The 17,240-nt window shown below is 34.2% G+C and carries 15 protein-coding genes and 1 pseudogene; 6 read left to right on the top strand and 10 right to left on the bottom strand.

Annotated elements, in window-relative coordinates; translation table 11 throughout:
• Positions 1–38 precede the first annotated feature (38 nt).
• The 5 genes from SLH48_RS14015 to SLH48_RS14035 all read right to left on the bottom strand — a co-directional run bounded on the left by SLH48_RS14015 (position 39) and on the right by SLH48_RS14035 (position 5,361).
• Positions 39–1,502, bottom strand: a complete 1,464-nt coding sequence (locus SLH48_RS14015; RefSeq protein ID WP_320258686.1) for an amidase family protein — start codon at positions 1,500–1,502, stop codon at positions 39–41.
• Positions 1,503–1,702: 200 nt separating this feature from the next.
• On the bottom strand, positions 1,703–2,341 hold the full coding sequence (locus SLH48_RS14020; protein ID WP_214481345.1) for a response regulator transcription factor: 639 nt from the start codon (positions 2,339–2,341) through the stop codon (positions 1,703–1,705).
• Positions 2,325–3,386 (bottom strand): sensor histidine kinase, encoded by a 1,062-nt coding sequence (locus SLH48_RS14025; protein ID WP_320258687.1) that lies wholly within the window; start codon positions 3,384–3,386, stop codon positions 2,325–2,327. The genes SLH48_RS14020 and SLH48_RS14025 overlap by 17 nt, the downstream gene beginning before the upstream one ends.
• Before the next feature lie 12 nt (positions 3,387–3,398).
• A complete protein-coding gene (gene liaF / locus SLH48_RS14030) occupies positions 3,399–4,211 on the bottom strand; it encodes a cell wall-active antibiotics response protein LiaF (protein ID WP_320258688.1) in 813 nt (270 codons plus the stop codon).
• Positions 4,212–4,965: 754 nt separating this feature from the next.
• Positions 4,966–5,361 (bottom strand): VOC family protein, encoded by a 396-nt coding sequence (locus tag SLH48_RS14035; protein WP_320258689.1) that lies wholly within the window; start codon positions 5,359–5,361, stop codon positions 4,966–4,968.
• 572 nt (positions 5,362–5,933) lie between these two features.
• Between SLH48_RS14035 and SLH48_RS14040 the strand changes: the two genes are divergently transcribed.
• From SLH48_RS14040 to fdhF, 3 genes and pseudogenes are all read left to right on the top strand, one after another.
• Positions 5,934–6,035 carry a YjcZ family sporulation protein gene (locus SLH48_RS14040; protein WP_214481350.1) on the top strand — a complete coding sequence of 34 codons (102 nt, stop codon included), beginning with the start codon at positions 5,934–5,936 and terminating at the stop codon, positions 6,033–6,035.
• Between the two features lie 639 nt (positions 6,036–6,674).
• A pseudogene (locus SLH48_RS22515) lies at positions 6,675–6,836 on the top strand (hypothetical protein); the annotation flags it as partial.
• A 3-nt stretch (positions 6,837–6,839) separates the two neighbouring features.
• The gene (gene fdhF / locus SLH48_RS22520) at positions 6,840–8,735 is read left to right on the top strand and encodes a formate dehydrogenase subunit alpha (RefSeq protein ID WP_413785428.1); all 1,896 of its coding nucleotides are present in this window, start codon (positions 6,840–6,842) and stop codon (positions 8,733–8,735) included.
• 246 nt (positions 8,736–8,981) lie between these two features.
• On the opposite strand, the gene SLH48_RS14055 is transcribed toward fdhF, so the two are convergent.
• Entirely contained in the window at positions 8,982–10,487 is a 1,506-nt protein-coding gene (locus SLH48_RS14055; protein ID WP_320258690.1) for a VWA domain-containing protein, read from the bottom strand.
• A 169-nt stretch (positions 10,488–10,656) separates the two neighbouring features.
• On the opposite strand from SLH48_RS14055, the gene SLH48_RS14060 reads away from it, so the two are divergent.
• Positions 10,657–11,055: a DUF2500 domain-containing protein gene (locus SLH48_RS14060; protein WP_214481353.1), complete on the top strand. Its 399-nt coding sequence runs from the start codon at positions 10,657–10,659 to the stop codon at positions 11,053–11,055.
• A gap of 177 nt (positions 11,056–11,232) precedes the next feature.
• Here the strand turns inward: SLH48_RS14060 and SLH48_RS14065 are convergent, their stop codons facing one another.
• Positions 11,233–11,436 carry a cold shock domain-containing protein gene (locus tag SLH48_RS14065; RefSeq protein ID WP_214481354.1) on the bottom strand — a complete coding sequence of 68 codons (204 nt, stop codon included), beginning with the start codon at positions 11,434–11,436 and terminating at the stop codon, positions 11,233–11,235.
• A 551-nt stretch (positions 11,437–11,987) separates the two neighbouring features.
• Between SLH48_RS14065 and SLH48_RS14070 the strand changes: the two genes are divergently transcribed.
• Complete coding sequence (locus SLH48_RS14070) at positions 11,988–12,578, top strand: GNAT family N-acetyltransferase (RefSeq protein WP_320258691.1); 591 nt, start codon at positions 11,988–11,990, stop codon at positions 12,576–12,578.
• Positions 12,579–12,651: 73 nt separating this feature from the next.
• Here SLH48_RS14070 and SLH48_RS14075 read toward each other — a convergent pair whose 3' ends face one another.
• On the bottom strand, positions 12,652–13,446 hold the full coding sequence (locus SLH48_RS14075) for a C39 family peptidase (RefSeq protein ID WP_320258692.1): 795 nt from the start codon (positions 13,444–13,446) through the stop codon (positions 12,652–12,654).
• A gap of 497 nt (positions 13,447–13,943) precedes the next feature.
• On the opposite strand from SLH48_RS14075, the gene SLH48_RS14080 reads away from it, so the two are divergent.
• The gene (locus SLH48_RS14080) at positions 13,944–14,918 is read left to right on the top strand and encodes a hypothetical protein (RefSeq protein WP_320258693.1); all 975 of its coding nucleotides are present in this window, start codon (positions 13,944–13,946) and stop codon (positions 14,916–14,918) included.
• 257 nt (positions 14,919–15,175) lie between these two features.
• On the opposite strand, the gene SLH48_RS14085 is transcribed toward SLH48_RS14080, so the two are convergent.
• The gene (locus SLH48_RS14085; protein WP_320258694.1) at positions 15,176–15,631 is read right to left on the bottom strand and encodes a hypothetical protein; all 456 of its coding nucleotides are present in this window, start codon (positions 15,629–15,631) and stop codon (positions 15,176–15,178) included.
• Between the two features lie 643 nt (positions 15,632–16,274).
• A complete protein-coding gene (locus SLH48_RS14095; RefSeq protein ID WP_320258695.1) occupies positions 16,275–16,523 on the bottom strand; it encodes a hypothetical protein in 249 nt (82 codons plus the stop codon).
• Between the last annotated feature and the right edge of the window lie 717 nt (positions 16,524–17,240).

Consider the following 17,240-nt stretch of genomic DNA (forward strand, 5'->3'; position numbering starts at 1 on the left):
CACTCCTTCGGGGTCTGACCCCCACTACTATAACGCTTCTAAGCGCCGGAGAACTGACTCCTTGGGGGTTGACGGTGTTTTGTTTTTTGTTCGTATGAGTACGCTATTTTAATTAATTGAGTTTCTGTAAATGCTTTTCCAGTCAATGTGAACCCATAGGGCTTCCCATCTGTAGTAAAGCCACAAGGTACACTTATTGACGGATAGCCGGCTCTAGCTGCTATATCTGCTCCCGAATCTGAAGGAAATAAAATCACATCAACATCGTACTTATCTATTGCGTAGTCAATTCCTTGGTCTCTCGATAAAGAAATATCATTCGCTCTACTATGAATATATTCCGCCTCTGTTAATGCCCCACTTCTACTTTGGGATTGTAAAAAATAGTGTTGCCCATATTTTAATGCTTTCTCAGGAACACTGTCATTAAAAGAAATGATATCTTCAAGTGTACGGATATGACCGTGATTCAACTTCTTTAAATATGCATTGATTGCTGGCTTAAATTCATAATCCAATACGTTCCAATGCCAGTCGGATTTATAGGATGGAATTGTAATTGATTCTACGATTGTTGCCCCTTCCTCACGCATGACGTCAATAACGGTTTGAATGAGTTTTCTTTCACTAACACAATCGTATTCAACATCTTGAAATACACCAATCTTTGCTCCTTTTAAACCATCTTTATTAAGAAATTGACTATAATCATTCTTCTTTTGTCCTATACTAATGGCTGTCGAAGGATCTTCATCATCTATGCCAGTAATTGAACTTAACAAGATTGCAGCGTCGCTCACATTTCTTGCCATTGGGCCTGCAACATCTTGACTGAAAGCTATCGGAATGATTCCATCACGACTGACAAGACCAACCGTAGGTTTGATGCCAACGAGTGAATTGTTTATAGCTGGGTTTAGTATCGATCCAGATGTCTCAGTTCCTATCGCTGCAGCTGCAAAGTTGGCTGCTATTGCTGCACCGGACCCCGAACTTGAACCTCCAACATCAAACTTGCCAGGTCCGTACGGGTTTAATACTTGCCCACCTTTTGAACTATAGCCAGAAGGCATATTTTCAGCCATATAATTAGCAAATTCAGTCATGTTAGTCTTCCCAAGTATCACTGCCCCTGCTTTTCGTAACTGCTTTACTACAAACGCATCATCAGCAGCATAAGAATCTGCTAGCACTAACGAACCTGCACTCGTATTCATTTTATCATCTGTATCTATATTATCTTTTAATAAAATAGGAATTCCATGCAAGTGACCGCGAGCTCCTGTTAACTTTCTTTCCCTATCAAGAGATTCTGCAATATGTAGTGCATCAGGATTAATTTGTGCAATGGAATTAATCGCTAGTCCTTTGCTATCAAAGGATGCTATTCTATGTAAAAAATACAAAACAAGTTGCTTAGAAGAAATGATTTCAGCGTCCATAGCTTCTTGCATTTCAAATATGGTGGATTCTTCTCTCCAATAATTTTTTATACTATTCATGCCTTCTAAATAACCTCCTAAAAATATTACAAACTAAAGTCACAAGTTAAATAAGGCTTTTCGAATTGATTAATGTGTTTCCTGTATACATCTAGCCTTCGTGGCATCTTTTCTTCTATATAAAGATTACTGTTAGATGTTATCTTCTAGTTTAGGAACAACTGTTTTCGAAAAGATGCTTAAAAACACATTACTATTTATTAACCTACTATGCCATTACGATTAGCGTAAATGGCTGCTTGGGTGCGGTCAGCTACTTCAAGTTTACTGAGGATGTTACTCACATGTGTTTTTACCGTTTTTACCCCAATAAATAATTTATCACTGATCTCTTGATTGGTTAAGCCATCACCTAAACATATTAACACATCTAGTTCTCTATCAGTAAGCTTGTCATGTGGTTTTTCAGAACTATTTCGAAAGCGATTCATCATTTTATTTGCTACTTTTGGTTCAATTACATTTTCTCCACGAAATGCTTTGCGAATTGCATCACTTATTTGATCAGCCCGTGATGTCTTTAGTAAATAACTAAACGCTCCGGCTTCTATTGCTGGAAATACTTGTTCATCATCATAATAGCTTGTTAAAATGATGACTTTACACGCTGGATTGATAGCCATCACTTGCTTAGTTGCATCGATGCCTGTACCGCCCTCCATTAACAAATCCATTAACACAACGTCAGGTTTGTTCTTTTTTACTAGTTCAATTCCTTCCTTGCCATTTTTACCTTCACCAACTACCTCAATATCCCGCTCAGTCATAAGATAGGAGATAATACCTCTTCTTACCATTTCATGATCATCAACAACGACCACTTTAATTTTCTCCTCCATCGTGTTCTCCTCCTTTAAAAGGTATGCGAATATCGATATATGTTCCTTCTCCAACATTGGATTTCACGCTAAATTGTCCACCAATTTCTTCACACCGTTCTTTCATCGTGTGTAGACCATATGAAGCCATTTTTAAATTCGTTACATCAAAGCCTTTGCCATTATCATATACGTGTAAAAAAATATACTGATCTCTTTTATATAAGTCGATTTTCATCTTTGATGCGTCAGCATGACGTAAACTATTTGCTAAAGCTTCTTGAACAATTCTAAATAAATGATCCTCCACTGCAAATGAAAGGTCATTTATATTTTGGATAGAAACTTTAAATTTGATCGGGCATCTTTGCTCTAACTCATTAACAAGCTGGTTAATTGCTTGATCGAGAGGCTCTCCTGACAAACGCACAGGTCTGAGATGAAGCAAGAGAGCTCGCATTTCCACTTGAGCTTGACCAGCCATATCTCCTATTTCTTGAAGCTGTTTCTTAGCTAAATTTGGGTCATCATCAATAAGTCGGACTGCAGCTGACGATAACATACTTAACGCAAAAAGTTGTTGACTTACTGCATCATGAAGATCTCTAGCTAGTCTTTGTCGTTCTTCAACAACCGCAACTGTATGCGCATTATTAGCTAACTCTGCTTTTTGCTCTGCAAGCCGTTGTAAGGAATCTACTTGTCCCTCAATCTTTATCGCTAGTTGGTTTAATTCATCACTAATTCTTCCAATTTCATCTTTTTCTTCACTTTGTATACGCTCTGATAAATTCCCTCTCGATAACACTGTTATATATGTTGAAACATCCTCTATTCTTTTTTTGATAGACATGCTATTTCGGTAGCCAATAAAAACACCCGATCCTATTGATATACATGTAACAAACAACGTCATCCACAAGATTGTAGGAATGTGTATGGATTGTGCAGGAAAAAACAAGAAAAACAGCTGTAAACCAACAAAGAAAAGGATAGTTGACACTAGAGCAGCTACGAGATGGGAGCGAATAAATTGAAAACGTATACTTATAATATTTTTAAGCATGAGCTTTTCCTCCTACACTCGATCGACTCGAATTGAACCTGCTTTTAATGAAAGATGGATTGTTAGCTTTCTCGTAGCATTTGAATAGTTGTCAGACTCGAAGCTTATAGTATTGTGGACTCCGTCCTTTCTAAGTTCAAAAACTTTTACTTCTCCCATGTTTACTGTCGTGTCGATCTTACAAGCAATATCTTCTGGAATAAGCATTTTAATGTCCCCAACTAATCCTTGAATAACTATTTCAGTTTCTTTATCAGGGATATAAGCTCTGCTAAAATCAAAATAGTAGTCACCAATCATATTCTTAATATTAATTGGTTTAACAGCCCAATTTTCATCATCGAATTTCATTGTGCCTATAGAGAAATTTTTCAAGATAACCCCCTTTGAGTCGTTAGGTATATCATCGTCTTCATCATAGAATTCACTGACCTTTTTCAACGCTTTATCCTTCCTTTCACTTGACTTCTCGACTTTTATAACTGTAATTTTCCTGTTACGGAACATTTCCAACCCGAGAAAAATGAAGAAAAGTGGCCACAATTTATATACATCCCAAAATCCAAATTCAATAATAAAAAATCTATCAAGTATAAGTAATGACCCAAAAATTATAACAAAGACTCCCTTAAACCATCCTGTTCTTCCCTTAGTAATTACCCATTCTACCACCCATTTCAAGCCGATGATGACGAATAAAAACGGATAGAAAAAGTGAAAAACATCTCTCACATTTAGTGTAATAACATTAATATTCATCAATAATAGTACAATCCCAATTCCAACTAATAAAAATCCCCAAATAAATTGACTAAGTGTTTTCATAATAAACCCTCCAGAAAAGAACCTCACTTGTGTTCTCCCCATAAATAATTTGACTTTAATACTGAATGTTCCTTCTTATTCACTCTATTTTATAAATATACTTTAAAAGGATTGTGAACATTGTTGCTTTAAATAATGCTGTTTTCGTATTGATTGGTGTTTTTCGTATTAAGAAAATAAACTCGTACACAACTAGAGATCGTGGCATCTTTTCTGCTGTACAACGATGACTGACAATATAAAATCACTTTTTTGGTACTAATTTGATAGCAATAGTAACAAATTTTACGAAAAGAGCCTTAAATAAACAAAATGATTACCTATTAGATCGAAATTCGACTAGCAATCTGTCAAATATTTTAATATTATACCATTATTATAAACATACCTCATAAGTAAGAAAACATGCTACGGCACGGACGGTTCTCAGTCTGTAGACCTATTGTTTGTCTTAACAAAAGGCTCCATGAATTGTACGAAGGAGTTAGCACGATACTGTAAATCACACTTAGAAAGATATAAAAAGAGGAATTTCAAACCTCAAAATTACTGTTGTAGTCGGACAAAATAGCTGGTAATATGATTGCTCGTAAAGCAAGAACAGTGTATGTTAGAAAGCTTAAAGCAAAGTGTTTTTGACATCGGATAACCGAATAGACAAACACTAATTTCAACGTGTCAAAAAGTCTAATTACTAGCTGTAGAGATGTTAAGGAATACATAATAAAAGACCTCTAAATTTAGAGGTTAAAGTTCAAGGAGCTACTAATTCGACCTTAATTCTGTCTGGGTCTTCAAAAAAAACTGCATAATCATTTTCCCCTCCTGCGAAGGGATGTTTATCAGTATAAAGGATTTTAACACCCTTTTCTGTTAACTTTCTTGTCATATCGTCAACTTGTTGCCGTGAACTTGCATGGAAAGCCAAATGATTTAAACCTACCCTGCATCTATGATAGGGTATGTCCAAAAACCTTTCATCAGTTTGAACGAAAACAATGTATGTGTCTCCAATTTTCCAACTTTGACCACTTTCCCACTCCTGAAAAGGTTCATATCCTAATTCTTCTAATAACCAACTCCAAAAGGCAACTGAACTCTTCAAATCAGTAACATTTATTTCAATATGATGTATAAGCCCTTGTGGCAATTGACACCCTCCTTATCTCTACTTTTTAACACAATTATTTTATCAGATCATTCCTGACCTACAATTATTTATCCTAAAAAAAATAATTTTTTAGAAACAGCCTTTTTCATTTAATAATGAGCTCAATTGTATTTTTTTTACTGCCCTTACCGACTCTCGATAGCAACAAATTTTGCGAAAAAACCTTACAAAAAGAGCACATCAAAGTCAGCTTGATTAAACAAATCACCACCCTCGCCTAATGCAAACTTATAGTAGCACGCTACCCTTCACTCTTCTATCATGCTAATTTTGCCATTTAATTTTTCTTTCGTTTTAAATTAACCAACCGCATTGTAGTTTGTGATACCATTTCACCTTTAAATCATCGGCAAAAACTATAAATATTACCTGGATCGAGATATGAAATTTCAGTTAATTAAGCAACAAAGAATAACAAAAGACCCTTGAAGATTAAGAAAAATTTCTCGATAAAAATAGTTGAATGACCCAAGCAATATTACCTAGGTTGCATATGTTATTTTTAACGAGGCAATTAGGCCTCATTAATTATCCTATAAGGAGGGTTATAAGTGGCAGAATATGGCGGTGGCGGTATTTTTGCATTAGTAGTCGTGTTGTTCATTTTATTAATCATAATTGGTTGTGCTTGTGTAGGCCGTTTTGGTTATTAATATGCACGCTGAGATCTCTCACCACAATTGATTTAAAGCTTAAAAAACACCCTCTTGGTCACCAATTAATGGGACCAAGAGTTTTTTTATTCGGATTTTTTTGATTGCTTAAAATCTTGCTAAGATATAAGAACTTACACATCACATTTAGTGTTCGTAGCATCTTTTCTCCTTTTACAAATATTGAGATCTCATAAAACTAATCATACAGTTCATTTTTAAGTAAGGCTGTTTTTGCATCAAAAATAAACACGTACTTAACCAGAGTTCGTGGCATCTTTGCTTCTTCTGTACAACGATGACTAACATTATATACACCATTTTGAAACTACTTTAATAACAATAGCAACAAAGTTTACGAGAAGAACCTTTTATAAAAACTACTTGCACAATAGGTTTTTTCACAATTAATTGGAACACGTGCACAATTGTAGTTTCGTGGCTTTTGTACTTCACTTCACGGTTAAAATCCTAATAAAATAATAACAAGGGATAATCTGAGCAATTTTGATGAAATTTTCTATATTTTTCACTAGAAAAATTACACAAACATAAATGAGGATTTGCTAAAATAATAGTAAGCTTATCATCTTTGTTAAACAACTTGATCTTTATTAGATTGTAAAGGAGGATAAGAGTATGGAAGAAGCTAAAAAGGTTAAAACAATATGTGGCTATTGTGGCACAGGTTGTGGACTTGTTTTAGAAGTAAACGATAATAAAATTACTAGAATACGTGGTGATAAAGAAGCTCCTGTGAATAAAGGACAAACTTGTATTAAGGGAGCTTTTGCATATAACTATGTGCATTCACCTTCAAGATTAACATCCCCACTCATTCGTAAAGCAGGAAAACTAATACCAACTAGCTGGGAAGACGCTTTATCTTTCATAGCTAACAAATTAACGCACATTAAAAATAATTGGGGTACAGATGCAATAACAATGTTTGCATGTTCTCGTTCAACAAACGAAACAAACTACATTACTCAAAAATTTATGAGAGCCGCAATTGGAAATAATCATATTGATGGGTGTAACCGTACTTGACACGCTCCTAGCGTCGCCGGTCTGGCGACTATACTTGGAAGCGGTTTCCCTACCAATAGATTAGAAGATTTCGATAAGACAGATGTCCTTTTATTAATGGGATCGAATACAACCGAGGCCCATCCAATTATTGCTAACCGCATGAAAAAGGCTGTAAAAAAAGGGCTAAAGATCATTGTAATTGACCCACGGGAAATAGATATGGTTAAATTTGCTGATGAACATTTACAAATTAATGTTGGTTCTGACATCGCGCTAATGAACGCATTCATTCACGTTATATTGAAAGAACAGCTGTATGATGACAACTTTATATCGCGCGTTACTCATGGTATTAATGACCTTCAACAGCAGGTAGCAAAATATACTCCTGAATTTGCTGCAGCAATCACTGGTTTGCAGCCAGAACAAATAGTAAAAGTCGCAAGACAGTATGCAAATGCACAAAATGCAATGATTGCATACACCCTTGGCATTACTGAACATCATAGTGGTGTCAATAATGTATTCGATATAGCAAACTTAGCCTTATTAACTGGTCATATCGGTAAAGAAGGAAATGGCATTATGCCACTAAGGGGACAAAACAACGTTCAAGGTGCAGGCGACATGGGATGCCTACCTAATCAACTACCTGGCGGTTTCAAAGTGAGCAGTCAGGTGCATAGAGAAATGTTTGAAAAAGAGTGGCAAGTGTCAATAAACCCCCATGCCGGAGATACCCAAACGAGAACTTTTGAAAAGATGGAAAGTGGCGAAGTAAAGGCATTATACGTAATCGGCGAAAATCCTCTGATGGCGGATGTCCATATGTCACATACGAAAAAACTTTTGGAAAAGCTTGATCTATTAATTGTGCAAGATATATTTCTTACTGAAACAGCTGAATTAGCTGACGTAGTCCTACCAGCACGTTCTTGGAGCGAAGTAGAGGGTACGTTTACGAACACAGATCGTAGAGTTCAGCGTGTAAGGAAAGCGATAGAGCCAAACCCTAACACAAGAGAAGATTGGGATATTTTATGTGACCTATCTACGAGATTAGGCTACCCTATGAAGTATCAGTCTAGTGAAGAAATTTGGAATGAAGTACGTAAACTAGCTCAAGAAATGTACGGTGGAATGCCGTATGAACGACTTGATCGAGAGAATGGGCTTCACTACCCTTGCCCAACAGAGGATCACCCGGGTACATTATATTTACACGATCGGTTTCATACTACTGAATTTACTAGCGAAAAAACATCATTTGTTCCTGTCTCATATACAGCACCATTAGAATTACCAGATGAGGAATACCCTTTTACCCTTACGACTGGAAGAAGGTATGAATCGTATAACACACATACGCAAACCAAATTCTACGCTGATGGAGTTAAAATAAAACAAACAGAAGAGACAATTGATATGCACCCTGACGATGCGGTAAAAATTGGTGTGGATGATGGGGAACTTGTCAAAGTAAGCTCACGTAGAGGAAGTGTCAAAGTGAAAACAAAGCTTACAAATAAAATGGTCCCTGGGCTTGTCTTTATGAGCTTTCATTGGTCTGAAGTTCCGACAAATATGTTGACACTTAACGAATATGATCCCATCTCTGGGACTGCAGAATTTAAATCATGTGCCATCAAGATTGAGAAAATAACTTAACATGTCCTATCTTGACATCAATACAACGTTTAATTTTGAAATGGGTTTGCTACTACACTCTTCGGAAAAATCAATATAGAGCTAAAAAAGCTGCTATCAAAATAAGTTTTGATAGCAGCTTTATAAATTTTAGCAATAGAAGTATGCTCGATTTAATGATCAAGTAAAATAGATCCTTGAAAATATGTTGGTCATCCTCTCCTCCTTAACACCGTGAAAAGCTTTGGGCTCGAATTGAACGATACATCATTTTTCTCCAGCTTCGATCGCCATTGCATCCTTTACCATATGAACAAATTCAAACTCCTTCTCAGTATTAGCATTTTGTTCTGCTACTTCCAGAACATGATTAAATGTCCCTTCCTTTGCCCAATAGCTACCTCGTAATATCTCTGCAAATTCTGCAACTGCAGCAATAAAGTTAAAATCTTTTCCAGCATCTCCTGTTATAGATAAAGGTTTAGTGATTTCATTTATTTCGTTAAGTTCCACATCAGTATACCTAAGGTGAACGTCTCCAATATTATTTGGATTTTCCGTTTTCAATTTCAGTTCATATAGTGCTGTTACAGTATGACCTGCACCTATCTCACCACCATCAACTGTATCGTTCCGAAAATCTTCATCATCCACGTCCCGATTTTCATAGCCTATTAACCTGTATCGATCCACTGTCTCGGGGTTAAATTCCACTTGAACCTTCATATCTTTTGCAATTGTATATATAGTACCAGTTAACTCTTCCATGAAGATGCGACGAGCTTCTGAAAACGTATCAATATATGCATAATTTCCGTCACCTCGATCAGCAAGCTGTTCCATTAACACATCATTATAATTTCCCATACCAAAACCAAACGTACTCAATGTAATGTCTTTCTTGGCATATGATTTAATTTGTTCTAGTATGCCATCAGCACTTGTCTCACCCACATTTGCTACTCCATCAGAACAAAGGATAACACGATTAACTGCACCGGGATGAAAGTTTTCTCTTGCCATTTCATATGCCATTCTCAACCCATCCTCAACATTTGTTGATCCTTCTGGCCCAAGTTCATTTATAGCTCGTTCAATAGCCGTTATGTTATCTAGGGAGCTCGGTTGTAACACCACTCGTGCATTTGATCCATAAGTAACAATACTCACTTTATCTTCAGGCTTTAACTGACTTAACAGTAAATGCAAACTTTTTTTAACAAGCTCTAATCTGCCTTCTTGTTCCATAGACCCAGATACATCAATGACTAATGTTAAGTGTGCTGGTTTTCTATCATTCACATTGATTTCTCTTCCTTTAATATCAACCCTCATCAGTTTATAGCCTTTACCAAACGGTGAAATTGACCCATCGACACGGACTGAAAATGTCTCTTTTTCTGGAGGAGAAACATTTGATTCGAAATAATTAACAAATTCTTCAACTCTTACAGCATCATTCGGTGGCATCGTTCCTCTTGATAAATAATTCCTTACTACACTATAAGACCCTGTATCTACATCAACAGCAAAAGTAGAAAGTGAATCATCTTCAGTTGAAACGAACGGATTTGTACCGTAATGTTCAAAATACATAGCATCAAAAGTAGCACCATTTGGAAGAGAATTTTCTATACTAACTGGAGTAGCTTGATCGTATGAAAGACTTGAATCAGTTTTAGCTTCGTTACTTTCGACTGCTCCAGAATCTTCCTTCCCCCCACATGAAGCAAGTATTAACATACATACTAAAAGGACAAGTATTTTTCTCATTATTTTGACCCCCCCTCAACCAATAAGACGAATGAATGAAATTATTTGTTACAGTGTTTAATACTATAAATGCACTTTTTTGGTAACTAATTCTATAGATTTGTTATAATGTGATGTACAATATTTTTTTCATTTGTACTTGAATTGCCGTCTAAAGGAGGGGAGATAAATGCCATTCAATAATTTCAACAATGGTTTTGAACAAGGCTTTGAGTTATTTCAAATCATACCTTATATAGTCATATTTGGGTTTATAATGACCTTTGGAATATTTATTTTTGTAGCAATAACGGGTATAAAACAATGGAATCATAATAATAATCAACCAGTCTTAACTGTTAATGCGATTGTCGTGACAAAGAGAATGAATGTTAGGAGACGTACTAACCACCATAATGACCACCCTACTACTAGGTCTAGTACAACGTATTATGCTACCTTTGAAGTTGAAAGTGGTGATCGCATGGAGCTACAAGTTAGCGGCAAAGAATATGGCACGCTTGTCGAAGGCGATCAAGGAAAATTGACCTTTCAGGGGAGTAGATATAAAGGATTTACACGATCTTAACTGAAACTTTTGCAAAATCGTTACTTGATACTACAGCAATATGTATTTGTATCATTTTCGATCGACGGCATAAACATGGGGTATCTTCACTGGGGAAACTGTTCTTATTAAATAAACTTACAAAAAAAACCCGAAGTGTAGCTTACACTTCGGGTTTAGTTTATTATTTTGTTCCTATTACAGCTTTACAACGTTTTCAGCTTGAGGGCCACGGTTACCTTCAACGATATCAAATTGAACTTCTTGTCCCTCTTCTAAAGTTTTAAAGCCTTCACCAGTAATTGCACTAAAATGTACAAATACATCGTTGCCGTCATTAGCTTCGATAAATCCAAAGCCTTTCTCAGCATTAAACCATTTTACTTTACCAGTTGTTTGCATAATAATACCTCCAAAATTTAATAATATGCTTCATTATCACTTCTATACAAAATAAAAAATTCACATATTATAAAAAGTACCAATGTTGAAGTGATAACTCTTTATAATACATGAATTATTTACTCCATTAACTATATTTATACATAATTTGACCTAAATTACTTTTATATAAGATTACTAGCACAAATTAACATTCCTTCATCTAAAACAATGAAAGCCCTACCTCTCTTTCATCCTTGTGACTCCGATGATCACGCCAGTGAATTAGAAAAATTCAAATATAGACTGGCATTATATAAAACTTGATAACAAACGTTCGATGCTAAAGCACCTAAGTCATTATAACATATTCATGTAAATTATCAATATGTTTATTGATTTATATTGGAAAAAATTTATATTACCGTATTTTTTTAGTTGAATTTAATATCTTTCAACTGGTAATAATATACTGAGTTGTTTACCTTATGCAATCATTATCATTTGATAAAAAGTGTAACTTGTTACAGCTTGTCAGAATTGTACTAAATAAAGTAAGGAGACATAAATTTATGAATTGGTATGAAAAATTAAACCAATACTTTCCTATTGAGGAAATGAAGTCTAAGGAGCATATGGAAGCTTTATTAAAAGAAAAGAGTAATATTTATTTCAAAGATGAAGGACTTCATCACGTCTTGATGTATGTCGAAACAGAAGAGTTCATCATGATCGATTATTTATTTGTCTCAAAAAATGCGCGAGGTCAAGGATTAGGGCATAAGCTTATTGACAAAATGAAGCAGCAAAATAAGCCAATATTACTAGAAGTTGAACCACTTGATTATGAAGATACAGATACAGAAAAACGCTTTCGATTTTATAAACGTGAAGGCTTTACACATGCCAAAAACATTACTTATCGCCGTCGGTCATTAGCAACTGAAAAAGTAAATGAGATGGAAATTCTATATTGGACGCCTCATAACGAAACCGAAAAAGACGTTGAACAAACGATATTCCGCAGTATGAAAAAAACGTATGAGCACATTCATACATATAAAGACGAAAAGTTTTACGGTCAGTCATATCAACCAGTTGAAGAGGTACTAACCTTTGAACATGATAATAATGATTCTAATAACTCTCATCCAAATTTATAGTTGATGTGTGTTCTAGGTAATCCTAGACACAGGTTCTCTTAAGACATTGACTAAGTTCATTTCATCAATCAACTTAATAAAAACTATGGTGAGCAACAGGATTTAATTTAAGAGCTAGCGTAATTGCTTGACTTCCTAGTTGCTTCCAACCACTAAAAAAGTCTTCACGATTTAGTTTTCTATTTCTTTCCTCAACAAGAGGGTCATTTACATAAACATACTGACTGTCAAATCCAGTTAATAGCACAGCATGTTCCTTTTTAGTTATTTTAATCGAGCCTGTAGATGTTTCCCACGTTTCCCAGTATTCTTCTGGTACTACATTAAAAGTACTTGTTGTAATTACCCATACAGGCACTCCTTTTTTCAAATAATCTTCAATTAATGTAAACGGCTTTCCAGTTAAATTAATAATTTGCCCAGGCATGTAACGATTTGCTAGATTCTCAATTGGTTTATTGTACACAGCGTAGCCATCATTATCATATGAATACATATCGCCAACAAATCCATCATTAGGGTCTCCGTACATTCCGTGCTGATAATAAGGTACTTTCGGAATTTTTGCTGCTAATTCCATTTTATCTATTTGAATTCCTGTATATGAAAGTAGCATCGCAAGACTAGTAACTTCACAACCTCTTGGAAGTTCAGGCAACTGCTGAAACAACGGTGCTTCAATGACCTTTTTCGATAATGACTGTAAATCATTTGACTTGTATAACGCCTCATTACTAATTTCTGTCGAGTTGCTACGAAGTGTTTTTGCTAATTCAACTGATAATAGTTGATTAGGTTGATTTATACAGCCGTCACTTAACATTACTATAAAGAATAAACAAATAAGAGTATTAATTTTTTTATACATAAGTACACCTCCAAAAATGAACCAGTAGGAATCCTTCAAACCATTGTTCAAGGTAGAGCATACCTTTTCTTATTTAAAAACTATAAAAATGATAGAATACACATCAGCAACTAAAATGTAATTGAAAAACCAACAGAGTTTACTAAAAAACCCTATTAAATGAAGAAATAAACACGTATAAAAAGTGTTAGTTGCATCTTTTCTTTTATAAATCTATGACAACTATATAAAAGCCACACCTTGCAGTTCTATCTAGTTTAATAGCAAAAGCTTTTACGCTTTAGAGCCTAGCTCTAAGGAACAAGATTATTAAGCACATTGCTAATTCTCTAGTAATATTACTATGCGCACTTTTTTTTATTATTATTTTATGTCCTTATATTTAATTAATGAGAAAGCCTGATCACATATTGAACTAAATATTGAAAATTATTCCTTATAAAATATGATAATGTTAAGAATAGAGAAAACCTACTATTTGACATGGAGGATGCCTAATGCACACAACAAATATTGTTCGTCAATTCAGGGATGTTGGTGGAACTTTACTAACGGCTATTATAATTAGTTACACAGTTTTAGATCGTGGTCTACTAGCTACTTTGCCTATTACATTACTTCTAGCATTTAGTTTATATTTTGTTGGATACAAGATATGGTGGATGCTGTCCACCACTTTAATTGTGTATTTTATAATAAGTGCCACAGAAGCTACTGATATTAATATCTTCATTTTATTTAACAGCATTATAGAAATTTGTGCTGCCTACTTATTAGGCGTGTGTATTAAAAAGTTTAATGAAAATTATCGAAAAACTAAGTATATTATTTTATTTCTTTTCAGCATTATCTTTGCAACCTTATCCATAATGATGCACAGTTCAATTTATGGAACTCCTTTAGAGCATTTCACCGCTAAGAATAATGCTATGATCTACATTAACGAAACCTATAACGGTGATCTAGAAATTTCAGGTGTTCATTATAATTCAATTTTAAATGAACATATTGTCAATGTTATAAATAAAAAGGACAGAAGAGATGAAGGAAGCGATGATTACCACTATCGAATCGAAAAGAGTCAAAGTGAATTGATAAATAAAATGTTCAAGGTAATGCTGAATCAAAATATAAATATTTCCATAGAAGAAATGAGCTCACATGTTACACTTCCTAAGAATAAATACCTTACTAAGGATATATACTCTGGAGTTGAAACTATTGGTATTAGCCTTACCATAAAACCTCATGCACCAGATACTTACTTTGTTTCTAAAGAGGCTTTTAGCAAAGAAGCTTTTAACATTTTAAACACGTTTAAGAAACTAGGATTTACGTACGAAAGTATTGATATAGAATCTTTTTTAGCTGATGGTAATACATTCTATTCTATTTCAATTGAAGATCCCATTGAATTATATAGCTATGAAACTGTAGTTTCGCAAACTAAAGAAATTGTTGAAAAAAAATAAAATTATAGTTTTATAATGAAAACCATAGAGATCAATGTGAGTGCACAGCATTGAAAAAAAAGATGTGTACAATTGCTTAGGGGAAATTAATGAAAGAAGTTAGTGTAACTTACCTTCTACAAATGATGATAATGCAGTAGAAGAATACTCTAACAACTTAGAAGTGATACATTTATTAGGAAAAACGCATCAAAAAACTTTTATTGATGAAAGAGTCTGTCAAAGAAAATTTGAAGAAAGATGCTCTATATAAAGCATCATTCAGGTAAGTTGTTTTTATTTCTATAAATTTCAATTCCTTTATAATAAGTGTCTGGAACTTTTAATACCCAATCCAATACAGGTAAGTTTTCTAACACTCCCATTCTGGTACTAGCCGTCGCTCTAGTTGACTTAAATGGATAGAATTCATAAAAAATTCCTTGTTGTTGTGGTTTTTCATCGTCAATTGCTCTGCTCAATCTAACAATATGTTGAGATTTTTCAGTCTCGATATAAAAATAACTATCAGCAATATATTTAATGTCCAAGATCTCCGAATCATCTTCCAATTGACTTTGAGTGTTTCGAATATCTATCCGTTCGAGTTTCTCCATTGCATAGTCAAATTCATTAAATTTTTTTAATGGATTAAAATTAGCAATCAAGGCCATTACTGTCATTCCAGCAATAAACATAGCTAAAAGATAACCGATTAATTTTCCTCTGGTCATAAAAAATCTCCTTTAGATGAATTGAATTGTCCATCTAATGGTAGCATACCATTTATCCAATAATTATTAGCAATTAATGCTAACACAGAATCATAATTATACTCTCTCACTTATAGGTGGCAAAGGTACAAAAAACATTTCTTGAACACTCCTTATCTATTATTTTCTTTTCTTAATATACTCATTTGTATTAATCATTACAGTGCCATTCCTTTTACATCCTTGGTACTCGTAGCTGTCTCGTTACTTCACTTCTTCTCTAATCTCTTTCAAATCGTCACTATCATGGAACTTACGTTGTTGTTGTTTTGTTCTATACATACGTGACCAACATCCCAGTATTTTTTATGCTTTTATGAAAACCGGTAATGAATTTCCTCTTCTGTTACTAAATAATTTTGAAGTCACACGTACACACAAGGATTCTAAGTTCTGAAAGAATCTTATAGTTCTCTAAATAAAAAGCACCTCTATTATTGAGATGCTTTTTCCCACTTCTAAAATATGTATGATATTAATAATTACGTACAGAATTAATATTTAAAACTATTATTTACTGATTTGAATGTTCTAAGTACTCTCCTGCTTTTTCCCTTAATCCATATAACCTTACAAAATATATTGGAGTTTATTCATCTTGTTTTTAGTTAGTAAGTTCCGGCTTACCGTTAATTATAACGACATTAAAGTATTTACCAACAGATTGAATATCAGCTTTAACTTTGCCAACTATGGTATATGTATTTCCTCCATAGTTAAATACAAGGTTACCATCATACTCTACTGCATTATCTATGTGAACTGTTAGAATATTGCTCACTTCACCTCCATCTCCACCACTACACCCGAATAATAATATCGTAGTGATAATTAAAGAGTAAATAAAGTTCATAATAACCACCCATTCATAAAAATATGCTAAGGAAGAGTTCAAGGTCTTCTTCATTTCTTCACTTTTAAGTTTTTTAGTCCTTCACATGACAGCATCTAAATTGTAGTATCCTGAGTTAATTTATCAGCGTTAACTATATCTTCAATACCTCAATTAATCTCATTTTATATGCTTCAAAATACAATCATTCTCTCATTAATATTTCGAACCCACGTTCATACAACTTAGCAATTTGATAGACTTTATCCCTGGAGAAAATTGAACAACCTTCCTTTTTTTTCTTAGCCTAAATGTATCAATAATGGTACCATTTGCAAACTAAATTAGGAGGATTTTGTGTAGTTCAACCGACAAAAAATGACAAATATTATGACAACACGATTCTTAGGGTTTTATGGTGTCTTGTTGGTAAAGGTAAACTATGGGATTGGTGTCCTTTTTTATATGTAAAAAAAGTTTGAAGTTAAGACGTGACGGAAGGTAATGTGTTGAAATATATTTGTGCATGATACCGCCCGTTTCAGATGTATGTGTAATTGGTGTTGTCGAAATAATCTCTCCCTATCCTGTTTCCACATTTAAGTAAACTTGAATATCAGTGAATCAGGTGAAGATCCTACTCCACCAAAATTCACTGATTCCACCTATAGAAGCGGGGATCTTAACCATCGACGAGGGACAGTATACCCTATTTAGTTATATTCCATTTTGAATGCC

This window comes from Cytobacillus sp. IB215316, from assembly GCF_033963865.1.
Lineage (GTDB): Bacteria > Bacillota > Bacilli > Bacillales > SM2101 > Nanhaiella > Nanhaiella sioensis.

Coding starts and splice junctions, on each gene's coding strand:
- SLH48_RS14055 (WP_320258690.1), bottom strand. CDS start 10,487: ATGAGAAAAATACTTGTCCTTTTAGTATGTATGTTAATACTTGCTTCA.
- SLH48_RS14070 (WP_320258691.1), top strand. CDS start 11,988: ATGAATTGGTATGAAAAATTAAACCAATACTTTCCTATTGAGGAAATG.
- SLH48_RS14025 (WP_320258687.1), bottom strand. CDS start 3,386: ATGCTTAAAAATATTATAAGTATACGTTTTCAATTTATTCGCTCCCAT.
- SLH48_RS14085 (WP_320258694.1), bottom strand. CDS start 15,631: ATGACCAGAGGAAAATTAATCGGTTATCTTTTAGCTATGTTTATTGCT.
- SLH48_RS14065 (WP_214481354.1), bottom strand. CDS start 11,436: ATGCAAACAACTGGTAAAGTAAAATGGTTTAATGCTGAGAAAGGCTTT.
- SLH48_RS14095 (WP_320258695.1), bottom strand. CDS start 16,523: ATGAACTTTATTTACTCTTTAATTATCACTACGATATTATTATTCGGG.
- SLH48_RS14020 (WP_214481345.1), bottom strand. CDS start 2,341: ATGGAGGAGAAAATTAAAGTGGTCGTTGTTGATGATCATGAAATGGTA.
- SLH48_RS14060 (WP_214481353.1), top strand. CDS start 10,657: ATGCCATTCAATAATTTCAACAATGGTTTTGAACAAGGCTTTGAGTTA.
- SLH48_RS14015 (WP_320258686.1), bottom strand. CDS start 1,502: ATGAATAGTATAAAAAATTATTGGAGAGAAGAATCCACCATATTTGAA.
- SLH48_RS14080 (WP_320258693.1), top strand. CDS start 13,944: ATGCACACAACAAATATTGTTCGTCAATTCAGGGATGTTGGTGGAACT.
- SLH48_RS14075 (WP_320258692.1), bottom strand. CDS start 13,446: ATGTATAAAAAAATTAATACTCTTATTTGTTTATTCTTTATAGTAATG.
- liaF (WP_320258688.1), bottom strand. CDS start 4,211: ATGAAAACACTTAGTCAATTTATTTGGGGATTTTTATTAGTTGGAATT.